Origin of the sequence: Ottowia sp. SB7-C50 (genome assembly GCF_033110285.1) — a bacterium.
GTDB lineage: Bacteria > Pseudomonadota > Gammaproteobacteria > Burkholderiales > Burkholderiaceae_C > Ottowia.
In genome coordinates this window covers 1472124-1490545 of record NZ_CP136995.1, presented here as the reverse complement: position 1 = coordinate 1490545, position 18422 = coordinate 1472124, and the positions used below count along the sequence as shown (strand labels likewise).

The 18422-nt window shown below is 68.6% G+C and carries 26 protein-coding genes; 15 read left to right on the top strand and 11 right to left on the bottom strand.

The features are described 5' to 3' along the window. The first annotated feature begins 39 nt into the window (after positions 1-39). The 4 genes from R0D99_RS07130 (at position 40) to arsB (ending at position 4024) form a co-directional block, all read left to right on the top strand. Positions 40-459, top strand: a complete 420-nt coding sequence (locus R0D99_RS07130; RefSeq protein WP_317750697.1) for a helix-turn-helix transcriptional regulator — start codon at positions 40-42, stop codon at positions 457-459. 72 nt (positions 460-531) lie between these two features. Continuing rightward, complete coding sequence (arsA, locus tag R0D99_RS07125; RefSeq protein WP_317750695.1) at positions 532-2337, top strand: arsenical pump-driving ATPase; 1806 nt, start codon at positions 532-534, stop codon at positions 2335-2337. A gap of 62 nt (positions 2338-2399) precedes the next feature. Further along, on the top strand, positions 2400-2900 hold the full coding sequence (locus R0D99_RS07120) for an arsenate reductase ArsC (RefSeq protein ID WP_317750694.1): 501 nt from the start codon (positions 2400-2402) through the stop codon (positions 2898-2900). An 83-nt stretch (positions 2901-2983) separates the two neighbouring features. Further along, positions 2984-4024, top strand: coding sequence for an ACR3 family arsenite efflux transporter (gene arsB, locus R0D99_RS07115; RefSeq protein WP_317750693.1), 1041 nt, complete (start codon positions 2984-2986; stop codon positions 4022-4024). Between the two features lie 8 nt (positions 4025-4032). Here arsB and R0D99_RS07110 read toward each other — a convergent pair whose 3' ends face one another. From R0D99_RS07110 to R0D99_RS07100, 3 genes are all read right to left on the bottom strand, one after another. Then, positions 4033-4614 carry a hypothetical protein gene (locus R0D99_RS07110; RefSeq protein ID WP_317750692.1) on the bottom strand — a complete coding sequence of 194 codons (582 nt, stop codon included), beginning with the start codon at positions 4612-4614 and terminating at the stop codon, positions 4033-4035. 8 nt (positions 4615-4622) lie between these two features. Continuing rightward, complete coding sequence (locus R0D99_RS07105) at positions 4623-5408, bottom strand: hypothetical protein (RefSeq protein ID WP_317750691.1); 786 nt, start codon at positions 5406-5408, stop codon at positions 4623-4625. A 68-nt stretch (positions 5409-5476) separates the two neighbouring features. Further along, complete coding sequence (locus R0D99_RS07100) at positions 5477-6145, bottom strand: class I SAM-dependent methyltransferase (protein ID WP_317750690.1); 669 nt, start codon at positions 6143-6145, stop codon at positions 5477-5479. Positions 6146-6218: 73 nt separating this feature from the next. Here R0D99_RS07100 and R0D99_RS07095 point away from each other — a divergent pair, with 73 nt between their 5' ends. The 6 genes from R0D99_RS07095 (at position 6219) to R0D99_RS07070 (ending at position 10945) form a co-directional block, all read left to right on the top strand. Then, complete coding sequence (locus tag R0D99_RS07095; protein ID WP_317750689.1) at positions 6219-7103, top strand: LysR family transcriptional regulator; 885 nt, start codon at positions 6219-6221, stop codon at positions 7101-7103. A 14-nt stretch (positions 7104-7117) separates the two neighbouring features. Continuing rightward, positions 7118-7747: a DOMON-like domain-containing protein gene (locus R0D99_RS07090; protein WP_317750687.1), complete on the top strand. Its 630-nt coding sequence runs from the start codon at positions 7118-7120 to the stop codon at positions 7745-7747. 17 nt (positions 7748-7764) lie between these two features. Next, a complete protein-coding gene (locus R0D99_RS07085) occupies positions 7765-8967 on the top strand; it encodes a DUF1343 domain-containing protein (protein WP_317750686.1) in 1203 nt (400 codons plus the stop codon). Between the two features lie 73 nt (positions 8968-9040). Next, positions 9041-9454: an arsenate reductase (glutaredoxin) gene (gene arsC, locus R0D99_RS07080; RefSeq protein ID WP_317750685.1), complete on the top strand. Its 414-nt coding sequence runs from the start codon at positions 9041-9043 to the stop codon at positions 9452-9454. A gap of 235 nt (positions 9455-9689) precedes the next feature. Next, the gene (locus R0D99_RS07075; protein WP_317750684.1) at positions 9690-10352 is read left to right on the top strand and encodes a chromate transporter; all 663 of its coding nucleotides are present in this window, start codon (positions 9690-9692) and stop codon (positions 10350-10352) included. Further along, positions 10349-10945, top strand: a complete 597-nt coding sequence (locus R0D99_RS07070; RefSeq protein ID WP_317750680.1) for a chromate transporter — start codon at positions 10349-10351, stop codon at positions 10943-10945. The genes R0D99_RS07075 and R0D99_RS07070 overlap by 4 nt, the downstream gene beginning before the upstream one ends. Positions 10946-11228: 283 nt before the next feature. On the opposite strand, the gene R0D99_RS07065 is transcribed toward R0D99_RS07070, so the two are convergent. The 4 genes from R0D99_RS07065 to R0D99_RS07050 all read right to left on the bottom strand — a co-directional run bounded on the left by R0D99_RS07065 (position 11229) and on the right by R0D99_RS07050 (position 14309). Beyond that, positions 11229-11576: a hypothetical protein gene (locus tag R0D99_RS07065; RefSeq protein WP_317750678.1), complete on the bottom strand. Its 348-nt coding sequence runs from the start codon at positions 11574-11576 to the stop codon at positions 11229-11231. Between the two features lie 13 nt (positions 11577-11589). Continuing rightward, complete coding sequence (locus R0D99_RS07060; RefSeq protein ID WP_317750677.1) at positions 11590-12354, bottom strand: NAD-dependent protein deacylase; 765 nt, start codon at positions 12352-12354, stop codon at positions 11590-11592. 31 nt (positions 12355-12385) lie between these two features. Next, a complete protein-coding gene (locus tag R0D99_RS07055; RefSeq protein WP_317750676.1) occupies positions 12386-13492 on the bottom strand; it encodes a DUF1615 family protein in 1107 nt (368 codons plus the stop codon). Positions 13493-13643: 151 nt separating this feature from the next. Beyond that, positions 13644-14309, bottom strand: coding sequence for a TetR/AcrR family transcriptional regulator (locus R0D99_RS07050; protein WP_317750675.1), 666 nt, complete (start codon positions 14307-14309; stop codon positions 13644-13646). Positions 14310-14398: 89 nt separating this feature from the next. Between R0D99_RS07050 and R0D99_RS07045 the strand changes: the two genes are divergently transcribed. From R0D99_RS07045 to R0D99_RS07025, 5 genes are all read left to right on the top strand, one after another. Next, a complete protein-coding gene (locus R0D99_RS07045) occupies positions 14399-14752 on the top strand; it encodes a DUF1428 domain-containing protein (protein WP_317750674.1) in 354 nt (117 codons plus the stop codon). Positions 14753-14773: 21 nt separating this feature from the next. Beyond that, positions 14774-15280 (top strand): VOC family protein, encoded by a 507-nt coding sequence (locus R0D99_RS07040; protein WP_317750673.1) that lies wholly within the window; start codon positions 14774-14776, stop codon positions 15278-15280. Beyond that, complete coding sequence (locus tag R0D99_RS07035; protein WP_317750671.1) at positions 15277-15492, top strand: hypothetical protein; 216 nt, start codon at positions 15277-15279, stop codon at positions 15490-15492. Before R0D99_RS07040 ends, R0D99_RS07035 begins: the two co-directional genes overlap by 4 nt. 30 nt (positions 15493-15522) lie before the next feature. Beyond that, the gene (locus R0D99_RS07030) at positions 15523-15954 is read left to right on the top strand and encodes a VOC family protein (protein WP_317750670.1); all 432 of its coding nucleotides are present in this window, start codon (positions 15523-15525) and stop codon (positions 15952-15954) included. Positions 15955-16086: 132 nt separating this feature from the next. Further along, entirely contained in the window at positions 16087-16497 is a 411-nt protein-coding gene (locus tag R0D99_RS07025) for an SRPBCC family protein (RefSeq protein WP_317750669.1), read from the top strand. Positions 16498-16523: 26 nt separating this feature from the next. Here R0D99_RS07025 and R0D99_RS07020 read toward each other — a convergent pair whose 3' ends face one another. The 4 genes from R0D99_RS07020 to rlmB are packed head-to-tail and all read right to left on the bottom strand — an operon-like array spanning position 16524 to position 18355. Next, positions 16524-16949, bottom strand: a complete 426-nt coding sequence (locus tag R0D99_RS07020; RefSeq protein ID WP_317750668.1) for a putative toxin-antitoxin system toxin component, PIN family — start codon at positions 16947-16949, stop codon at positions 16524-16526. Beyond that, the gene (locus tag R0D99_RS07015) at positions 16949-17200 is read right to left on the bottom strand and encodes a type II toxin-antitoxin system prevent-host-death family antitoxin (RefSeq protein WP_317750667.1); all 252 of its coding nucleotides are present in this window, start codon (positions 17198-17200) and stop codon (positions 16949-16951) included. Before R0D99_RS07015 ends, R0D99_RS07020 begins: the two co-directional genes overlap by 1 nt. Positions 17201-17242: 42 nt before the next feature. Continuing rightward, complete coding sequence (locus R0D99_RS07010) at positions 17243-17605, bottom strand: glyoxalase superfamily protein (protein ID WP_317750666.1); 363 nt, start codon at positions 17603-17605, stop codon at positions 17243-17245. Between the two features lie 3 nt (positions 17606-17608). Then, complete coding sequence (rlmB, locus tag R0D99_RS07005) at positions 17609-18355, bottom strand: 23S rRNA (guanosine(2251)-2'-O)-methyltransferase RlmB (RefSeq protein ID WP_317750665.1); 747 nt, start codon at positions 18353-18355, stop codon at positions 17609-17611. Positions 18356-18422: the final 67 nt, after the last annotated feature.

Here is an 18422-nt window from a genome sequence, read left to right as displayed (position 1 = left end):
CGCCTTGCATCGCTTCAACAATTCAACAATAATTGAAATATGGAAAAAGACGCCGCCATCACCGCCCTCGCCTCGCTGGCTTCCGGCCTGCGGCTCGACATCTATCGGCTGCTGGTCAGGCACGGCCCCGAAGGCGTGGTGGCAGGCGACATCGGCGCCGCGCTGCAGGTTCCGCCCACCAACCTGTCGTTCCATCTGAAGGCCTTGACGCAGTCCGGGCTGCTGACCGTGACGCAGGAAGGCCGCTACCAGCGCTACCGCGCCAATCTGGCGTGGATGCAGGCACTGGTGGACTACCTCACGGCCGAATGCTGCGCCGGGCACCCGGAGCAATGCAGCGAACTGCGCGGCCCCGGCGCGGGCCCGTGTGCGACGGACGACGGCGTGCCGGCGCGTGCCAAGCGGACGGTTGCTGCGACGCAGGCGTCACCGCGGCAGCAGCGGATGGCTACGGAATAAGCATCGTATCGGCCTCCAGCGCTCCACCCATAAGCGTTACGCGCTATCTATTCAATAGCTTACCGACACATCATGAAGTTCCTGCACAGCGCACCCCGTTTCATGTTCTTCACCGGCAAAGGCGGTGTCGGCAAGACCTCCATCGCCTCCGCCGCCGCCGTGCAACTGGCCGATGCGGGCAAGCAGGTGCTGCTGGTCAGCACCGACCCGGCGTCGAACGTGGGGCAGGTGTTTGGCCTGACGATTGGCAACCGCATCGTCGCCGTGCCGTCGGTGCCGAACCTGAGCGCGCTGGAGATCGACCCGCCCGCCGCTGCCCAGGCCTACCGCGACCGCATCGTCGGCCCGGTGCGCGGCGTGCTGCCGGATGCGGTGGTCAAGGGCATTGAAGAACAACTGTCGGGCGCCTGCACCACCGAGATTGCCGCGTTCGACGAATTCACCGCCCTGCTGGCCGACGATGCGGCCACGCAAGGCTTTGACCACGTCATCTTCGACACCGCGCCCACCGGCCACACCATCCGCCTGCTCAGCTTGCCCGGGGCGTGGAGTGGCTTTCTGGAGGCTGGTCAGGGCGATGCGTCGTGCCTCGGCCCGCTGGCCGGGCTGGACAAGCAGCGCACCCAATACCAGGCCGCCGTCGCCGCGCTGCAGGACGGCGCCCGCACGCGGCTGGTGCTGGTGGCGCGGGGCCAAGGCGCTACGCTGCGCGAGGCCGCGCGCACGCATGAGGAGCTGACGGCGATTGGGCTGACGCGGCAGTACCTGGTCGTCAACGGCCTGCTGCCCGAGGGCGAGGCCGCGCACGATCCGCTGGCCGCCGCCGTGCTGCGGCGCGAGCAGGCGGCGTTGGCCAACTTGCCACCAGCGCTGCGCGATCTACCGATCGATCACATCGCGCTCAAAGCCTTCAATCTGGTCGGGCTGGACGCCTTGCGCGCGCTGCTGCAACCCGATGCGCACCACGCCGGATCGACCGCCGACGCGCCGCACACCGCCCTGCCCGACGCCCCCACGCTCGCCACGCTGGTGGACGACATCGCCGCGCCCGGCCACGGCCTCGTCATGCTGATGGGCAAAGGCGGCGTCGGCAAGACCACGCTGGCCGCCGCCGTGGCGGTGGAACTGGCCGCGCGCGGCCTGCCCGTGCACCTGACCACGTCCGACCCCGCCGCGCACCTCGCCGAAACGCTGGCCGGCGAGTTACCCAACCTCACCGTCAGCCGCATCGACCCGCACGCCGCCACCGAGGCCTACCGCGCCCACGTCATGGCCACCAAGGGCGCCGCGCTGGACGACGCGGGCCGCGCGCTGCTGGCCGAGGACTTGCGCTCGCCCTGCACCGAGGAGATCGCCGTCTTCCAGGCCTTCTCGCGCGCCATCCGCGAGGCGGGGCGAAAGTTCGTGGTGATGGACACCGCGCCCACCGGCCACACACTGCTGTTGCTCGACGCCACCGGCGCCTACCACCGCGACGTGGCGCGGCAGATGGCGGCGGGCAGCCATTTCACCACGCCCATGATGCAGCTGCAGGACCCGGCGCGCACCAAGGTGCTGATCGTCACGTTGGCAGAAACCACGCCCGTGCTGGAAGCCGCGCATTTGCAAGACGACCTGCGCCGCGCCGGCATCGAGCCCTGGGCCTGGGTGGTCAACAACTGCCTCGCCGCCGCGCCCGTGGCCTCACCGCTGCTGCGCCGCCGCGCCGAAAGCGAACTGCGCGAGATCGACGCCATCCGCACCCACCACGCGCCGCGCTGGGCGGTGGTGCCGCTGCTGGCCGACGAGCCGGTGGGCGTGGCGCGGCTGCGCGAGCTGGCGGGTTCCATGGCGTCGGCCACCGCCGAGTTGGATGTTCATCAGCCGCTGGCGCGCTAGCAGCAAGCGCCACCAGCTATTTTTTGCATAGCGATTCCGCTCAACGACACCAAGCATCGACCATGTCCGACCAGCCCTTGAACGTCCTTTTCCTGTGTACCCACAACTCGGCCCGCAGCATACTGGCCGAAGCGCTGCTCAACCACATCGGCGCCGGCCGCTTCAAAGCCTATAGCGCCGGCAGCACACCGCGCGCCGGCCAGCAGCCCAACCCGCTGGCCTTGCAGGTGTTGAACCACGCCGGCGTCAACATCGAAGGACTGCGCAGCAAGAGCTGGGACGAGTTTGGCGGCGAACGCGCGCCGCACATGGATTTGGTGATCACTGTGTGCGACAACGCCGCCGGCGAAGCCTGCCCCTACTGGCCCGGCCAGCCCGCCACCGCGCACTGGGGCTACCCCGACCCGTCCGACATTGAAGGCACGCCCGAGCAAAAACTCGAAGCCTTCCGCCAAACCATGTTCGCCATCAAGCGCCGGCTGGAGTTGCTCGTCGCCCTGCCGCCCGAAAAGCTCGCCCGAACAATGCTGCAAGACGCGGCGCGTGCGCTGACCAGCCACTGACCGCAGTTCGATAACTCCTGTTTTCATAGCTGCTTGCGCACGTCCAGCAAGCGCCAGCGCCCTATTTGATTCAAATTTCTGCCATGAACGTCTTTGAACGCTACCTCACCGTCTGGGTATTTCTGTGCATCCTGGTCGGCATGGCGCTCGGCCACTTCATGCCCGGCGTGTTCCAGGCCATCGGCGCGATGGAAGTGGCGCAGGTCAACCTGCCGGTGGGCGTGCTGATCTGGGTGATGATCATCCCGATGCTGGTCAAGGTCGACTTTGGCGCCTTGCACCAGGTGCGCCAGCATGTGCGCGGCATCGGCGTCACGCTGTTCGTCAACTGGGCCGTCAAGCCCTTTTCGATGGCGCTGCTGGCGTGGCTGTTCATCCGCCACCTGTTCGCGCCGTTGCTGCCCGCCGATCAGATCGACAGTTACATCGCCGGCCTGATCCTGCTGGCCGCCGCGCCGTGCACCGCCATGGTGTTCGTGTGGAGCCGGCTCACCGGCGGCGATCCGCTGTTCACGCTGAGCCAAGTGGCGCTGAACGACGCCATCATGGTGGTCGCCTTCGCGCCGCTGGTCGGCCTGCTGCTGGGCATGAGCGCCATCGTCGTGCCGTGGAGCACGCTGGTGGTGTCGGTGGGGCTGTACATCGTGGTGCCGGTGATCATTGCGCAACTGTGGCGGCGCGCGCTGCTGGCCAAAGGGCAGGCCGCGTTCGATGCCGCCATGGCGCGCATCGGCCCGTGGAGCATGGCGGCGCTCCTGGCCACGCTGGTGCTGCTGTTTGCCTTCCAGGGCGAGCAGATCATCCGCCAGCCGCTGGTCATAGCCCTGCTGGCGGTGCCGATCCTGATTCAGGTGTTCTTCAACTCGGCGCTGGCCTATGGCCTGAACCGCGCCCTGGGCGAAAAGCACAGCGTGGCCTGCCCCTCGGCGCTGATTGGCGCCAGCAACTTCTTTGAGCTGGCGGTGGCGGCGGCGATTGCGCTGTTCGGCCTGAATTCCGGCGCTGCGCTGGCCACCGTGGTGGGCGTCCTGATCGAGGTGCCGGTGATGCTGCTGGTGGTGCGCATCGTCAATGGCAGCAAGGGGTGGTATGAGCGCGGGGCCGGTGTGCCGCGCGCAGGCTAGGCGCGCGTCTACCGCTCAGGCGCGGCGCCGCCTGCCCTCAGGCCCGCCTGCAGGGCCGCGCGCAGGTCCTGCGGCAAACTGGCCACCCCTGTCACCACGCCCGGGCCGCCGTGCCGCCAGTGCACGGTCACGCTTTGCGCTTCGCCGTCCGCGCGCGCCGGGTAGCGCACGGCGCGGAACACCACTTCGGTGCCGCCTTCCACCAGCGCGGCCGACGACAACAGTTTGACGACCGGGCCGAGCTCCTGCACCTCGATGCCGATCAGCCGCGCACCATCCGGCGCCCCCGGCACGGCCGCGGGCGGCAGCGCATCGACCCGGCGCAGCTCCGTGTGCGCGAAGCAGCCGGCGGGCGCGAAGAAGTCGCGCAGCCCGACCGCGGCCGCCGATTCGCGCGCCGCCACATCCTTCTGGTCGGCACGCCAGCGGGTCGCCCAAAGCACCACGGCGGGCGCGGCAGGTTCACACCACGGGCCGGGCGCGGCGGGCTGAAAGCTGACGCGGGTGCTCGCACACGCGGCCAGCAGCGCGCACACCATCAGCGCCAGCGTCGCACGGGCGCGGGGCGGGTCGATGCGGGGTGCCGCCACGCCGGACCTCAGCGCCGCACGAAGCAGGCGTTCTGCTGATCCTGCACCGCCGCGCTTTGCGCCACGCGGTCTAGCGTGGGCAGGATGGAGGGGTTCTCGTCGCCCAGCAGGCACAGCTTGTCGTTGCCCGGCTTGGCCCACACCAGATAGCTGGTGGTGCCGGTGATGAGGCGCCAGCTGCCCCAGTGCGCGGCCAGCGTGGGGCTGCTTTCGATGCGCGAGAACGTCACGCTGCCCATCGGGCTGAGCAGCGCGCTGCCCGCGCCCTGGCAAGTGGCGTTGCCGTAGACCAGCGTGCCGCCGTGGTATTCGACCCCCGTGTCGCTCTGCCGCACGAGCTTCAGCAGCTGCCGCGCGGACTGGCCGCCGCCCACGGGCGTGCAGACCTTGGGATTGATCCACTCGCCTTCCAGCGCCGCAGTGCCCGCCCCCAGCGGCGGCGCGGGTGTCGGCGGCGGCGGCGTGCTGCCGGCCACGCAATCGACGGCCACGTCGCCCACGTCGGACGTGGCCGTGCCGCTGCCGTGCGCCACGCGGCAGGTCTTGCCGTCGGGCTGCGTTTTCACCGTGACCGCGTAGGCCGCGCCGCTGGCGAGCAGGTTGCTGAAACTGAAGCGGCCGTTTTCGCTCACGCGCAACTCGTCGGCGCCGCTGTTTTGCAGCACCACGCTCTTGCCCACGGCCAGGCCGGTGACCGTACCACCCAGCCGCAGCGTGCCGGCCGGCTCGTCGCTGCCGCCGCAGGCGGAAAGCGCGGCGGCGGCCAGCAGGGCGCCGGCCAGCGGCAAAGGCATCCGGGATGCGCGAATGAAACAGGGAAAGCCAGGCATGGCTTGCGATTCCGATCAAGGTTGGAAAAAAATCAGGCGCGCGCCGCCGCCGGCTTGCGCGCCACCACAAAGGCGCGCACGTCCTTGCCGCGCGTGCCGTGCCGCTCGGCGGCGATCACTTCGAGCCCGGCGCGCCAGATCGCTGCGTGTAAGTGCAATTCGTCAAAACTACGCAGCGGCGGTGCATTGCCCAGCGCGCGCATCAACGGCACGGCCAGGTGCGTGATGAGCGGGCTCATCTCGGCGATGCACGGCGTCTTGGAGATGAACAGCCCGCCCGGCCACAGTGCCGCGGCGACCGCAGCCAGCGCCCGGTCCAGATCGCCCAGCAGGTGCAGCACGTTGAACGCCAGCACCCGGTCGTAGCGCGCCGTGTCGAGCGCGCGGTCGGCATCGGCCACGGCAAAACGCAGGCCCGGCGTGGGTTGCGCGTGCAGGCGCTCGTGTGCGATGGCGATCATTTCGGACGACGCATCGGTGGCCAGCAGGCTGCCCGCGTGCGGCGCCAGCCGCAGCGCGGTGGTGCCGGTGCCGCAGCCGATCTCCAGCACCGCGTGCGCGGGCGACAGCAGGCCGATCACGCGCTGCACCGTCTTTTCGTAACCGGCTTGATCGGCGATGGTGGCGCGCGCGTACCGGCGGGCGATGCGGTCCCAGAAGCGCGCGGAGGAGGATGGGTGCGGCATGGCGATGAATTTCACGATGCGCGGATGCTATCGATATGCGTTATCGCATGGAATATCAGAAAACCGTATTGGTCATATACTTTTTTGCATGAAAAGACTGGACTGGAACCAGCTGCATGCCTTTCTGGAGACGGCCGACACCGGCTCGCTCTCGGCCGCCGCGCGCAAGCTGGGGCTGACCCAGCCGACGCTGAGCCGCCAGGTGGCTGCCATCGAGGCGAGCCTGGGTGTGACCTTGTTCGAGCGCGTGGGCAAGGCCATGGCACTGACCGCCGCCGGGCTGGATCTGCTGGAGCACGCGCGCGCCATGGGCGCGGCGGCCGAGTCGCTGACGCTCGCGGCCACGGGGCGCGCGCAGGCGGTCGAAGGCGTGGTGACGGTGTCGGCCAGCGACATCGTGGCGACCTGCCTGCTGCCGCCGCTGGTGCGGGCCATGCGCCAGCAGGCACCGGGCATCGCCGTCGAGCTGATTGCCTCCGACGCGCTGAGCGATTTGCGCCGGCGCGAGGCCGACATTGCCGTGCGCAACGTCAAGCCCGAGCAACCCGACCTGATCGCGCGCTTCATCCGCCAGGCCACGGCGCACTTCTATGCCGCTGAGGACTGGGTGCGCGCGCATGGCCACCCGCGCAGCGCCGCCGACGCGGCCGGGCCCGCCTTTGTCGGCAGCGACCGCTCGGGCCGTTACCTGGCTTTTCTGCGCCACCATGGCCTGCCGGTGACCGAGGCCAGCTTCAGCTGCTATGTGGACCACACCACCACGCACTGGGCGCTGGTGCAGCAGGGCCTGGGCATCGGCGCGATGATGGACGAGATCGCCGCGGTCACGCCCGGCGTGGTGCGCGTGCTGGACGACGTGCCGCCGCTGCGCTTTCCGATCTGGCTGGTGACGCACCGCGAGCTGCGCACCTCGCGCCGCATCCGCACCGTGTTCGACGGGCTGGCCGAGGGGCTGGCGGCCGCGGCCGCCTGACAGAATGCAGGACCATGAACGCGCGCCTGCTGTCCACCGACCCTCTGACCTGCCACCCGGCCACGCCGTGCGCGGCGGTGCGTGGGATCGAGGTCGAGCTGCACTGGCAAGCCGCGCCACAGCCGGTGCTGCTGCTGGTTTACACGGTGCGGTGTGCGTTGAACATGCTGCGGATACCCGCCACGACTTCGGTTCCGGCCCGCACCGATGGTCTGTGGCAGCACACCTGTTTCGAAGCCTTCGTGGGGACAGAAGGCGCTGCGGGCTACCGCGAATTCAACTTCTCGCCCTCGGGCGACTGGGCGGCCTACCGCTTCAGCGCCGAGCGAGTGCGGGATGCGGCAGCGGAGACGGCTGATGCGTTGATGCCGCCCCGCATCGTCACCAGCCGCTCGCGCCCTGCGGACGTGTTCACGCTGGGCGCCGAGATACCGGCCGACTGGCTGCCAGGCGCGGGGGACAGGCCTTGGCAACTGGGCTTGACCGCCGTCATCGAATCCACCGACGGCCGCCTGTCCTACTGGGCGCTGCACCACCCCGCGCCGCGCCCCGATTTTCACCACCGGGGCGGCTGGGTGGCCTGCGCGGATTTTTCGCATCAAAACGGCCGCACGTCGGCGTCAATCCATCGTGAAAAGCTATAAAAACAGAAGTATTGCCCATGAAATTCGGCCTTGAACGTTTCCTTGAAGACCCTGCCCTGCGCGCGCCGCTCCAGGGCCGGCGCGTGGCACTGCTGGCACACCCCGCCTCCGTCACGCGCGACCTGACACATTCGCTCGACGCGCTGGCCGCGCTGCCGGATGTGAAGCTCACCGCCGCCTTCGGCCCCCAGCACGGCCTGCGCGGCGACAAGCAGGACAACATGGTCGAGTCGCCCGACTTCACCGACCCGCGTTTGGGCATCCCCGTGTTCAGCCTGTACGGCGAGGTGCGCCGGCCAACCGACGCCATGATGAGCACCTTCGACGTGCTGCTGGTCGATCTGCAAGACCTGGGCTGCCGCATCTACACCTTCATCACCACGCTGCGCTACGTCCTGGAAGCCGCGGCGCAGCACGGCAAGGCGGTGTGGGTGCTCGACCGCCCCAACCCCGCCGGCCGCCCGGTCGAAGGGTTGACGCTGCGGCCAGGCTGGGAAAGCTTCGTCGGCGCCGGCCCGATGCCCATGCGCCATGGCATGACGATGGGCGAGTTGGGGCACTGGTTCATTGACCTGCTGAAGCTCCAGGTCGAATACCGCGTGATCGAAATGCAAGGCTGGCAGCCCGACGCGGCGCCCGGCTTTGGCTGGCCCACCGAGCGGACGTGGGTCAACCCCAGCCCCAACGCCGCCAACCTGTCGATGGCCCGCGCCTACGCCGGCACCGTGATGCTGGAAGGCACCACGCTGAGCGAAGGCCGCGGCACCACGCGCCCGCTGGAGCTGTTCGGCGCGCCCGACATCGACACGCGCCGCCTGGTGGCCGACATGCGCGCGTTGGCGCCCGACTGGCTGCGCGGCTGCGTGCTGCGCGAATGCTGGTTCGAACCGACCTTTCACAAGCACGTCGGCCAGCTGTGCGCTGGCGTGCAGATCCACGTGGAAGACCCCACGCATTACGACCACGCCGCCTTTCAGCCGTGGCGCCTGCAGACGTTGGCGTTCAAGGCGCTGCGCATGCAGGCGCCGGACTATCCGCTGTGGCGCGACTTTCCGTACGAATACGAACTGGGCAAGCTGCCCATCGACGTCATCAACGGCAGCCCGCTGCTGCGCGAGTGGGTGGACGATGGGAATGCCCAGCCGGGCGACCTGGACGTGCTGGCGCGCGCCGACGAAGCGGCGTGGCGGCAGGTGCGGGCGCCGCATCTGCTGTATTGATATGTGATCGGCCGCCAGCGCTTTACTGACAAGCGCGAGCAGCTATCGTTTTCATAGAAAACAGGAGTCATCCATGAGCGACATCACGATCTACCACAACCCCAAATGCGGCACGTCGCGCAACGTGCTGGCCATGATCCGCGCCAGCGGCGCAGAACCGCAGGTCGTCGAATACCTGAAGACGCCGCCAAGCGCGGACGAACTGAAGGCCCTGGCCCGCGCCACCGGCGAGCCGCTGCGCGCGCTGATCCGCACCAAGCAGGCCGAGTACCTGGCGCAAGGCCTGTACAACCCGCAGCTGACCGACGACCAACTGGCCGCCGCCCTGGTCGCCACGCCGGTCCTCATCAACCGCCCGATCGTTGTCACGCCGCGCGGCACGCGCCTGTGCCGACCTTCTGAAACGGTGCTGGACATCCTGCCGCAGCCGCTGGCGCAGGACTTCGTCAAGGAAGACGGTGAGGTGGTGCGGGTGCGATCGAGCTGAGACTTCAATACCGGACGCGAAGGACGCAAAAACTATATTTTTTGTAGCTGCTCGCGCTTGCCACGCAAATACGTCTGAAGAAAAATTTCTGAAACCTTTTCAGGGCAAGCGCCACCCGCTATCAAAATATGACTTTCGGGTGTTCCTTTCGCGTCCCTTCGCGCACCCTTCGCGCCCTTCGCGTCCGGCTGTTCCTTCAGCGCTGCCATCCCAAAAACGCATCAATAATCATGCGATGCCCGCCCCCGCCGAACCGCCCCTGAACGCCCCGCGCTCGCGCAGCGACCTGTTCTGGTCGTTCACCTGGCTGGCGCTGCAGGGCTTTGGCGGCGTGCTGGCCGTGGTGCAGCGCGAGCTGGTCGAGAAAAAGCGCTGGATGACGCGCGAGCAGTTCGTCGAGGACTGGGCGGTGGCGCAGATCATGCCCGGCCCCAACGTGGTCAACCTGTCGATGATGATCGGCGACCGCTGCTTCGGCCTGTCGGGCGCGCTGGCGGCGCTGGCGGGCATGCTGGCGTTTCCCACCGTCATCGTGCTGACGCTGGCGGCTCTGTTCGCCACGGTGGCCGACCACGAGCTGGCGCAGCGCGCGCTGCGCGGCATGGGCGCGGTGGCGGCGGGGCTGATCATCGCCACCGGCATCAAGCTGGTCACGGCGCTGCGCAGCAACGCCATGGGCACCACCGCCTGCGCGCTGCTGGCGGCGGCCACCTTCGTCGCCATCGCGGTGCTGCGCTGGCCCTTGGGCTGGGTGCTGCTCGGCATCGGCGGCATCGGCTGCGCCTGGGCCTGGCGCTGCCTGGGGCCACGCACGCCGCCGCCCGGCCCCACGCCCACGCCGTCGCTGCGCGACCCGGCGCTGACCGACGCCGATTCCGGCCAGGTGCCACGGCCATGAGCATCACGCTGTCCGCTGCCGACTGGCTGGCGCTGTTCACGCACTTTCTGTCGCTGTCGCTGCTGGCGGTGGGCGGCGCCATCACCGCGGCGCCCGACATGCACCGCTATCTGGTCGATGCGCGCCACTGGCTGAGCGAGGAGCAGTTCACCTCGTCCATTGCCATCGCGCAGGCCGCGCCGGGGCCCAACGTGCTGTTTGTCGGCCTGATGGGCTGGAACGTGGGCATGAACGCCGGCGGCGGTCCGCTGGGCGGCTGGCACGCCTACGCGCTGGCGCTGCTGGGCGTGGTGGCCACCATGCTGGGCATGCTGATCCCCTCGGGCGTGCTGACCTACACCGCCACGCGCTGGGCGCACCGCAATCGGGAGCTGCGCGCCGTGCGCGCCTTCAAGACCGGCATGGCGCCGCTGGTGGTGGCGCTGCTGATCGCCACCGGTTGGCTGCTGACGGCCGCGCACAACCAGCCGGCGCGCGACTGGCCGCTGTGGCTGCTGACGGCGATCACGGCGCTGATCGTGTGGCGCACCAAGCTGCACCTGCTGTGGCTGATCGGCGCGGGCGCGGTGCTGGGGATGCTGGGCGCGGTTTAGGCGCGCATCCCCACGCCGAGCCCCAGCGCCACCATCAACCCCAGCGCCCCAGCGATGCTGCGCCGCGTCGAGGCGGGCAAAACCAGCCCAGTCACCGGCCTCGGCTTTTTGCTGGCGTCGTCGCACCAGGTTGATGCAGAACAGGTTGGCGACCACAGCCATGACGCCGGCACCCACCTTGAACCCCAAAACCCCAGACCAGTGCAGCCTCAACCACAGCGAGGCGCCGCCGTTCAAAGCGGTGAACAGCAGCGCCGGTGTGGGTCCGCCGTCACACGAGCGCTCAGCGCGGGTTCTCGAAGAACACCGCGTTGGTGTAGTCGCTGATCTCGAAATACACCTTCTTCTCGCCCGGGTCGACCTGCATGTTCAGGTTTTCATCCAGCACGCCATAACCGTAGCGGTAGGCGCGCGGCTTGCCGTCGTCGGTGCCGAGCGCGGTGCTGATCTTGTCGACCTTCAGAAAGCGCCGCACCAGCTTGTCGCCGGCGTAGACCTCGAGCACGCCGTTGGTGCCGGTCCAGTTCTGGATGTCGCGGTTGATCTTGTTTTGCTGCTCCTGCGTGCAGCCCATCAATAAAAAAATGGCGCTGGCGCACGTCAGGATTGCGCGGGTTGCTCTTGTTTTCATAGTAAAGTCATCCTCAGAAGTCAAGCAGCACAGGCAGCAGCTGCGCGGATGTGCCCGGCAGCACCGCGTGGGCCCAGTCGTCCAGCTCGCTCGGGTGCGGGTTGACGATGACCACCCGCGCACCGGCCGCGCGCGCCACATGCGCCAGCCCCGCCGCCGGGTACACCGCGCCCGACGTGCCGACCACCAGCATCACGTTGCACCGCGCGGCCGCGCGTTCGGCGGCGCCGAGCGCGTCGTGCGGCAGCATTTCGCCAAACCAGACCACCGCCGGCCGCGCCAGGTTGCCGCATTGCACGCAGCGCGGCGGCCGGCCCGGCTCGGCCTGCGCGGGGCTGCAGCCCTCTTGCGGGCGGCGCGCCAGCGCGCAGGGGTCGAGCCACTGGTCTTCAAAGATGTTGCCGTGCAGCGCCAGCACGTCGGCGCTGCCGGCCTTCTGGTGCAGGCCGTCGACGTTCTGGGTGGCCAGCGTCAGGCGGCCGGGGTGACGGCGCTGAAAGTCGGCCACGGCCCGGTGGCCGGCGTTGGGCTGCACCTCGCGCATGTTCACGCGCCGCTCGGCGTACCAGTCCCACACGCGCGCGGGGTCGCGCCGGAAGGCGTCCACCGTGGCCAGATCTTCCGGCCTGAAGTGGGCCCACAGCCCGGTCTGCGCGTCACGAAAGGTGGGCACGCCCGATTCGGCGCTGACGCCTGCCCCCGTCAGCATGGCGATGTGGGCGGCATCCTGCAGCCATTGGCGCACCTGCTGCAGTGCCGGCGATGAATCGATGGTCATGTGCGCAGCTTACCGAATGGCGTGCGCCGCCTCACAGCGCGGCGCGCAGGCATTGCTGAAAGCGCTGGTTCACGCGGCCGGCGAACCAGGCGGTGGTCAGCGGGCGCTGGATCTTGTCGCTGTGCAGGTCGATCTGCGGCATGGCTTCGGTGATGGCGTAGCCTACTCGCTGGCGGTGCAGATCGGCGATCTGGCGGTAAGTCGCCGTGTCGAACAGGGCGGACTGCTTTTCCTGCCGCAGATCGCGCAGCACGGCCTGCGGGTCGGCGGGCACGCCGTGGCGCGCCAATGCCGTCAGCACCGCCTGCAGCGTGGCCGACGGTGACGCGCGGCCGCCGGCGTACGACAGCAGGTCGCCGTCGGCCACCAGCCGCACGCCCGACAGCGCCGACACCATGCGCTGAAAGCCGGCGTTGCGGCTGGCGTAATGGCCGGCGTTGTAGTCGGCAAACAGGTGCTTCAGGTCGGCGTAGTGGTATTCGTACTTCAGCAGGTGCGCCATGCCGTAGAACAGTCCGCCGGCGCGGGTGTAGAGCCGCTCGCGGATGTCGCTTTCGGGAATGTCGTGCTCGCGCGCAAAGCCGCGCGCAAAGGCGACCGAGACCTGCATCGAGCCCAGCGTGGAGATCAGCGTGTCCACGTCCTTGCCCACCAGCTTGAGCAATCGCCCGGTCAGCCGCGCGCCCATGAAGGCCTGATACCAGCGCTCCAGGTCGTGCTCGGTGCGGATCTTCAGCAGCTGGTCGTAGTACGTGCGCCCGTCTTCGGCCTGCTGGCGCAGCCGCACATTGATGGCGGCCCAGGCAGCGGGGTTCTGCGAAATCTGCTGCAGTTTGCGCAGCGTGATGTCGGCTAGGCCGGGCACCTCGGGGTCGGCGACGAAGCCGCTTTCCTGCGCCACCACGGCCACGGCCGCGCACACGTTCTGGCGCGTGGCCGGCAAGTCGAGCCGGGCAAACGCCGTCTGCATGTCGGCGGCCCAGCCCGCGTCGACGCGGCGCTGCGGCACCGCCTGGCGCATCAGTGCGTGGATCTGCGCCACGCCCAGTACCGCCGGCGGCGGCGCGGGCTGCGGCCCGCATGCCACCAGCAACAACGCGGCCGCCCAGGCGCCAGCCTGCACCGCAAGGCGGCGCAAGGGGCTTGGCAAACGGCGGAACAACGTCATGCGGGCAGCGCGGTAGCGGCCAGGATCGGCCTCGCCCTCAACGTGCCAGCGACGGCCGCGGGTAGACGCGCAGGCTGCCGGTTCGTCACCAATTGCAACCGCCGATTCGCCCGCGCCGCATCTACAGACCGAGTTCCACCATCCGCAGCAGGCGTTCGCCCAGGGCGCGACGCGCCTTGGCGGGCGCGGCGCGCAAGGGCCCGTCAATGATCAGCAGCGCCAGGCCGTGCACGGCCGACCAGGCCAGGTATTCGGCCCCGGGCCGCCGGTCTGCCGGCAGCGCGCCCGTGTCGACCAGCGCATCCAGCGCGGCGCCCAGCAATTCAAACGGGTTCAAGCCCAGCGCGGCCGCGCGGGCGGGATCGGGTGGCACTTCAACGTCGTGCTCGCCGAACACGAAGGCGGTGCGGAACAGCCCGGTCTCGGCCTGCGCAAAGCCCAGGTAACCGGTGCCGACGGCGCGCAGCAGCGCCCTGGCGCGCGCCTTGGGGTCGCGCACCTTCAGCGCGCGCGCCCATTCGCGCTCGATGGCCGCCGCCAGCGCACCCAGCGCGTGCATGCGCACGGCGTCGAACAGCGCCTGGTGGTTGGCAAAGTGGCGGTACGCCGCGTTGGGCGCCACGCCGGCACGACGCGTCGCCTCGCGCAGCACCACGGCGTCCGGGCCGCCCTCGCGCGCCAGCGCCACGCCAGCGTCCAGCAAGGCCCGGCGCAGATCGCCATGGCGATACGTTTCGCGGCGGGCCGTAGCCGCCGCCGCAGGGGCTGCAGTCGCGCGCTTGACCATCGGGCTGGCGGGGTTAAATGTGGACAGCGTCCATTTTAGTGCAGAATGAAGTGGACGGTGTTCACATACACACCCAACAAGGAATTCACATGCAACCCGACACGTACATTGACGGCTTCGTGGCTGCCGTGCCCACCGCGCGGCGCAACGACTACCGCCGGCATGCCATCGACGCCGCGCGCGTCTTCAAGAAGCACGGCGCGCTCAGCGTCGTCGAATGCTGGGGCGACGACGTGCCCGAGGGCAAGCGCACCTCGTTCACGCTGGCCGTGCAGCGCCAGCCAGACGAAACCGTGGTGTTCTCCTGGGTCACCTGGCCGTCGAAGGCGGTGCGCGACAGCGCCTGGAAGGCGATGATGGACGACCCCGAGATGCCCCGTGACATGCCCTTCGACGGCCAGCGGCTGATCTACGGCGGTTTTCAACTGCTGACCGAAACGTGACGCACTGCATCCGGAGTCAACATGCCGCAACTGCAACACCGCCTACAGCCCTGCCTGTGGTTTGACGGCCAGGCCGAGCCAGCCGCACGCTTTTACACCAGCGTGTTCCCACAATCGCGCCTGGGCCCCTTGTCGTACTACACCGAAGCCGGCCAGGACCAGCACGGCCAGACGCCCGGCAGCGTGATGAGCGTGAGCTTCGAGTTGCTCGGCCAGCCGATGCTGGCGCTCAACGGCGGGCCGATCTTCCGGTTCACCGAAGCGCTGTCGCTGATGGTGCTGTGCGACACGCAGGACGAGATCGACCACTACTGGAACGCGCTGTCACAAGGCGGCGATCCGGCGGCGCAACAATGCGGCTGGCTGAAGGATCGCTATGGCCTGTCGTGGCAGATCACGCCGGCCGCGTTTGCCGAATGGATCACCTCGCCCGACCGCGCGGCGGTGGAGCGGTACATGAGCGCCATGATGACGATGAAGAAACTTGACCTGGCGCGCCTGCGCCGGGCGTTTGAAGGCAGCGCATGACCACGGGCACGCCGTGCCTGATGCTGCAGGACGAGGCGCAGCGCGCCATCGACCTGTATACGGCCACCGGGTCCAAAGCGCGCGCTGCACGTAAGCGCCACCCCGCGCCCACCGGCGGCGGCGTGCCGATGCCGGTCGGCGCCTACGATTTCAGCCGCGGCTTCGGCTGGCTCAATGACGGCGTATCGTGGCCACTGAGCCGGCTGTACTGATTTCAATCCCAAGGAGATTTGCCATGCAATTTGCCCCCCTACCTCAACTTCGACGGCCATTGCGCCGAGGCCTTCGCCTTCTACAAGGACCTGTTCAAGGGCGAGATCGTGCACAGCAGCAGGTTCGGCGAAATGCCGCCCGGCGAGAACATGCCGCCCCTGCCGCCCGAAGCCCGTCAACGCATCATGCACGTGCACCTGCAGATCGGCCCGCAGGCGCTGATGGGCTCCGACACCCTGCCTGGCGCGGGCGAAGGCTGCGCCGGCGGCTACGTCAAGCCGCAAGGCCTGTGGGTATCGATCGGCGTGGCCGACGCGGCGGAAGGCCAGCGCGTGTTCAGCGCCCTCGCCCAGGGCGGCCAGGTCACGATGCCCTTCGAAAAGACTTTCTGGTCGCCCGGTTTCGGCATGGTGACCGACCGCTTCGGCACGCCTTGGATGGTGAACGTGGCCACCCCCTGAGTCGGCCTGCGGCCGCCTTCCCCCTCAAAGGGGGACACCGCTGGTCGCCGGGGGAACCCCGGCTCGGGCGGTTGCTGGAATGGCCTGCTCCGCGGCCACCCGATGGCCGACCCACCCAACGTTTGAACCGCCATGAACATCACCATCGAAACCACCGTCAACGCCCAAATTGACCGCGTCTGGACGGCGTGGACCGACCCGCGCGCCATCGAGCAATGGAACGCCGCTTCGCCCGACTGGCACACGCCGCGTGCCCGCGTCGACCTGCGCGAGGGCGGCAGCTTCTGCTCGCGCATGGAGGCGCGCGACGGCAGCGCCGGCTTCGACTTTGAGGGCACGTACACGCGCATTGAGCCGCAGCGCCTGATCGAATACGTGATCGGCGACGGCCGCAAGGTGCGCGTCGAGTTCGTTACCACGGGCGGCACCGTGACGGTGCGCGAAACCTTTGATGCCGAGAACATGCACAGCGCCGAGCAGCAGCGCCAGGGCTGGCAAGCCATCCTGGACAACTTTGCGCGCCACGTTGAAGGGCGGGTCTGACCAGCCGACCTACGGCGGCGCCACGTTCAGCGCGCCCACAGATCCAGTGCCGCCCTCGGCGTGAGGATGCGAACGGACCGGACCTGGTCCAGTACCAGCAAGTCGTCGTCCCCGCTCACCAGCCACTCGGCGTCGGCCGCCAGCGCTGCTTGAATGAATGCGTCGTCATCCCCATCGCGGCTGAAGCGCGTCTGTTCGGTCGGCGTGACCCAATCGGCTACGGCGCCGAGATCGACCAGCAAGCGGCGTCGCGCGTCGAGCGTCAGGTAGCGATCAAACTTGGGCTTCCACAGACGGGTTTCCAGTTCAGAAAATGTCGCCGCCGAAAACACCAACCGGGCATGCGCGAGCAGATGGTGCAACAGCAAGGCCGGCACCGACTGGGGCAGCAAGGCCGCGCTGATCAGCACATTGGTATCGACCACCACGCGGAGCGGCGCGGGCGCGGCCATCAGCTCTCGTCGGCCAGCAAATCGTCCAGCGCCTCGGGCGTCAGACCTTGCGCCGTGGCATGCGCGCCCGTCTCGGCCAGCGTGTGCTGCAGCCGGTTGGCATAAAAGGCGCGCATGGATTCGTAATCCTGTGCCGAGACCATCACGCCCACCACACGGTCACGGCGGGTCACGCGCACCGGCTCGCGCTGCGCCGCGTCCAGAAATGCGCCGAAATTGACCTTGGCTTCGTTGGCAGTGTAGGTGCTCATCTTGATCGATCCAATCGTTCGATTCGATCATTTTAAGCGAATTTATTCAAGCGCCTGCGTGAACGTCAACCGATTGCCAAACGGGTCGCTCACCGTCATGTCCAGCCCCCACGGCTGCACCTCGATGCCAGGGCGCGCGTGGCGATAGCCCTTCGCCAGCAGCGCTTGTTGGAACTCGCGCAGCCCGGTGCACGGCACGCGCACATGGCCTCCGGGCGTGGCGTCGCCGTGGTGGCCGGACAGGTGCAGCACGCAATCGCCCAAGGTCACCTGCATGTACAGCGGCAGGTCCGGCTCAAAACGATGTTCCCAATCGAGGCGAAAGCCCAGAAAGTCGACGTAAAACGCGCGCGCCGCCGCCTCGTCGAACATCCGCAGGATGGGGATCGGCGCCCGCGCCTGCATGACTCAAACCCCGCGCTGGCGCCGTGCCTCATACAGACACACGCCGCTGGCCACGCTGACGTTCAGGCTTTCCACCGCGCCCATCATCGGGATGCGCACCAGCTGGTCGCAGGTTTTGCGCGTGAGCTGGCGCATGCCCGGCCCTTCGGCGCCCAGCACCAGCGCGGTGGGGCCTTTGAAATCGACGTCGTACAGCGTCCGGTCGGCGTCATCGCTGGTGCCGGTGACCCAGATGCTGCGCTCTTTCAACTCGTTCAGCGTGCGCGCCAGGTTGGTGACCATGAAGTACGGCACCGTCTCGGCCGCGCCGCTGGCCACTTTGGCGACGGTGGCGTTGATGCCCGCGGCATGGTCCTTGGGCGCGATGACGGCGTGCGCACCGGCGCCGTCGGCCACGCGCAGGCAGGCGCCCAGGTTGTGCGGGTCGGTCACGCCGTCCAGCACCAGCAAGAGCGGTACTGTGCCCGCTTCCTGCAAATCGTCCAGCAGTTCGTCGAGCGTGCGCACGCCCTCCACCGCCTGCACGCGCGCGGCTACGCCCTGGTGGCCGGCGCTGCCGGTCAGCTTGACAAGGCGCGGGCCGTCGGCCTCGATCACGCGCACACCGGCTTCGGCGGCGCGCGTCAGAAACTGCTTCATGCGCGCGTCGCGCCGCGTGGGGTCGACGTAGACCTCGATGATCGAAGCCGGCGCGGTCTTCAGGCGCACGCCGACGGCGTGAAAGCCGAACAGGACTTTGGGGCTGGACATGGGCTGCATTATCGACGGCGCCGCATTTCAGGTCGTTTTGGCGTCCAGCCCTTGCCTGAAGCGCGGA

Coding starts and splice junctions, on each gene's coding strand:
- R0D99_RS07130 (WP_317750697.1), top strand. CDS start 40: ATGGAAAAAGACGCCGCCATCACCGCCCTCGCCTCGCTGGCTTCCGGC.
- arsA (WP_317750695.1), top strand. CDS start 532: ATGAAGTTCCTGCACAGCGCACCCCGTTTCATGTTCTTCACCGGCAAA.
- R0D99_RS07120 (WP_317750694.1), top strand. CDS start 2,400: ATGTCCGACCAGCCCTTGAACGTCCTTTTCCTGTGTACCCACAACTCG.
- arsB (WP_317750693.1), top strand. CDS start 2,984: ATGAACGTCTTTGAACGCTACCTCACCGTCTGGGTATTTCTGTGCATC.
- R0D99_RS07105 (WP_317750691.1), bottom strand. CDS start 5,408: ATGCCTTTGCCGCTGGCCGGCGCCCTGCTGGCCGCCGCCGCGCTTTCC.
- R0D99_RS07095 (WP_317750689.1), top strand. CDS start 6,219: ATGAAAAGACTGGACTGGAACCAGCTGCATGCCTTTCTGGAGACGGCC.
- R0D99_RS07090 (WP_317750687.1), top strand. CDS start 7,118: ATGAACGCGCGCCTGCTGTCCACCGACCCTCTGACCTGCCACCCGGCC.
- R0D99_RS07085 (WP_317750686.1), top strand. CDS start 7,765: ATGAAATTCGGCCTTGAACGTTTCCTTGAAGACCCTGCCCTGCGCGCG.
- arsC (WP_317750685.1), top strand. CDS start 9,041: ATGAGCGACATCACGATCTACCACAACCCCAAATGCGGCACGTCGCGC.
- R0D99_RS07075 (WP_317750684.1), top strand. CDS start 9,690: ATGCCCGCCCCCGCCGAACCGCCCCTGAACGCCCCGCGCTCGCGCAGC.
- R0D99_RS07070 (WP_317750680.1), top strand. CDS start 10,349: ATGAGCATCACGCTGTCCGCTGCCGACTGGCTGGCGCTGTTCACGCAC.
- R0D99_RS07065 (WP_317750678.1), bottom strand. CDS start 11,576: ATGAAAACAAGAGCAACCCGCGCAATCCTGACGTGCGCCAGCGCCATT.
- R0D99_RS07060 (WP_317750677.1), bottom strand. CDS start 12,354: ATGACCATCGATTCATCGCCGGCACTGCAGCAGGTGCGCCAATGGCTG.
- R0D99_RS07050 (WP_317750675.1), bottom strand. CDS start 14,309: ATGGTCAAGCGCGCGACTGCAGCCCCTGCGGCGGCGGCTACGGCCCGC.
- R0D99_RS07045 (WP_317750674.1), top strand. CDS start 14,399: ATGCAACCCGACACGTACATTGACGGCTTCGTGGCTGCCGTGCCCACC.
- R0D99_RS07040 (WP_317750673.1), top strand. CDS start 14,774: ATGCCGCAACTGCAACACCGCCTACAGCCCTGCCTGTGGTTTGACGGC.
- R0D99_RS07035 (WP_317750671.1), top strand. CDS start 15,277: ATGACCACGGGCACGCCGTGCCTGATGCTGCAGGACGAGGCGCAGCGC.
- R0D99_RS07025 (WP_317750669.1), top strand. CDS start 16,087: ATGAACATCACCATCGAAACCACCGTCAACGCCCAAATTGACCGCGTC.
- R0D99_RS07020 (WP_317750668.1), bottom strand. CDS start 16,949: ATGGCCGCGCCCGCGCCGCTCCGCGTGGTGGTCGATACCAATGTGCTG.
- R0D99_RS07015 (WP_317750667.1), bottom strand. CDS start 17,200: ATGAGCACCTACACTGCCAACGAAGCCAAGGTCAATTTCGGCGCATTT.
- R0D99_RS07010 (WP_317750666.1), bottom strand. CDS start 17,605: ATGCAGGCGCGGGCGCCGATCCCCATCCTGCGGATGTTCGACGAGGCG.
- rlmB (WP_317750665.1), bottom strand. CDS start 18,355: ATGTCCAGCCCCAAAGTCCTGTTCGGCTTTCACGCCGTCGGCGTGCGC.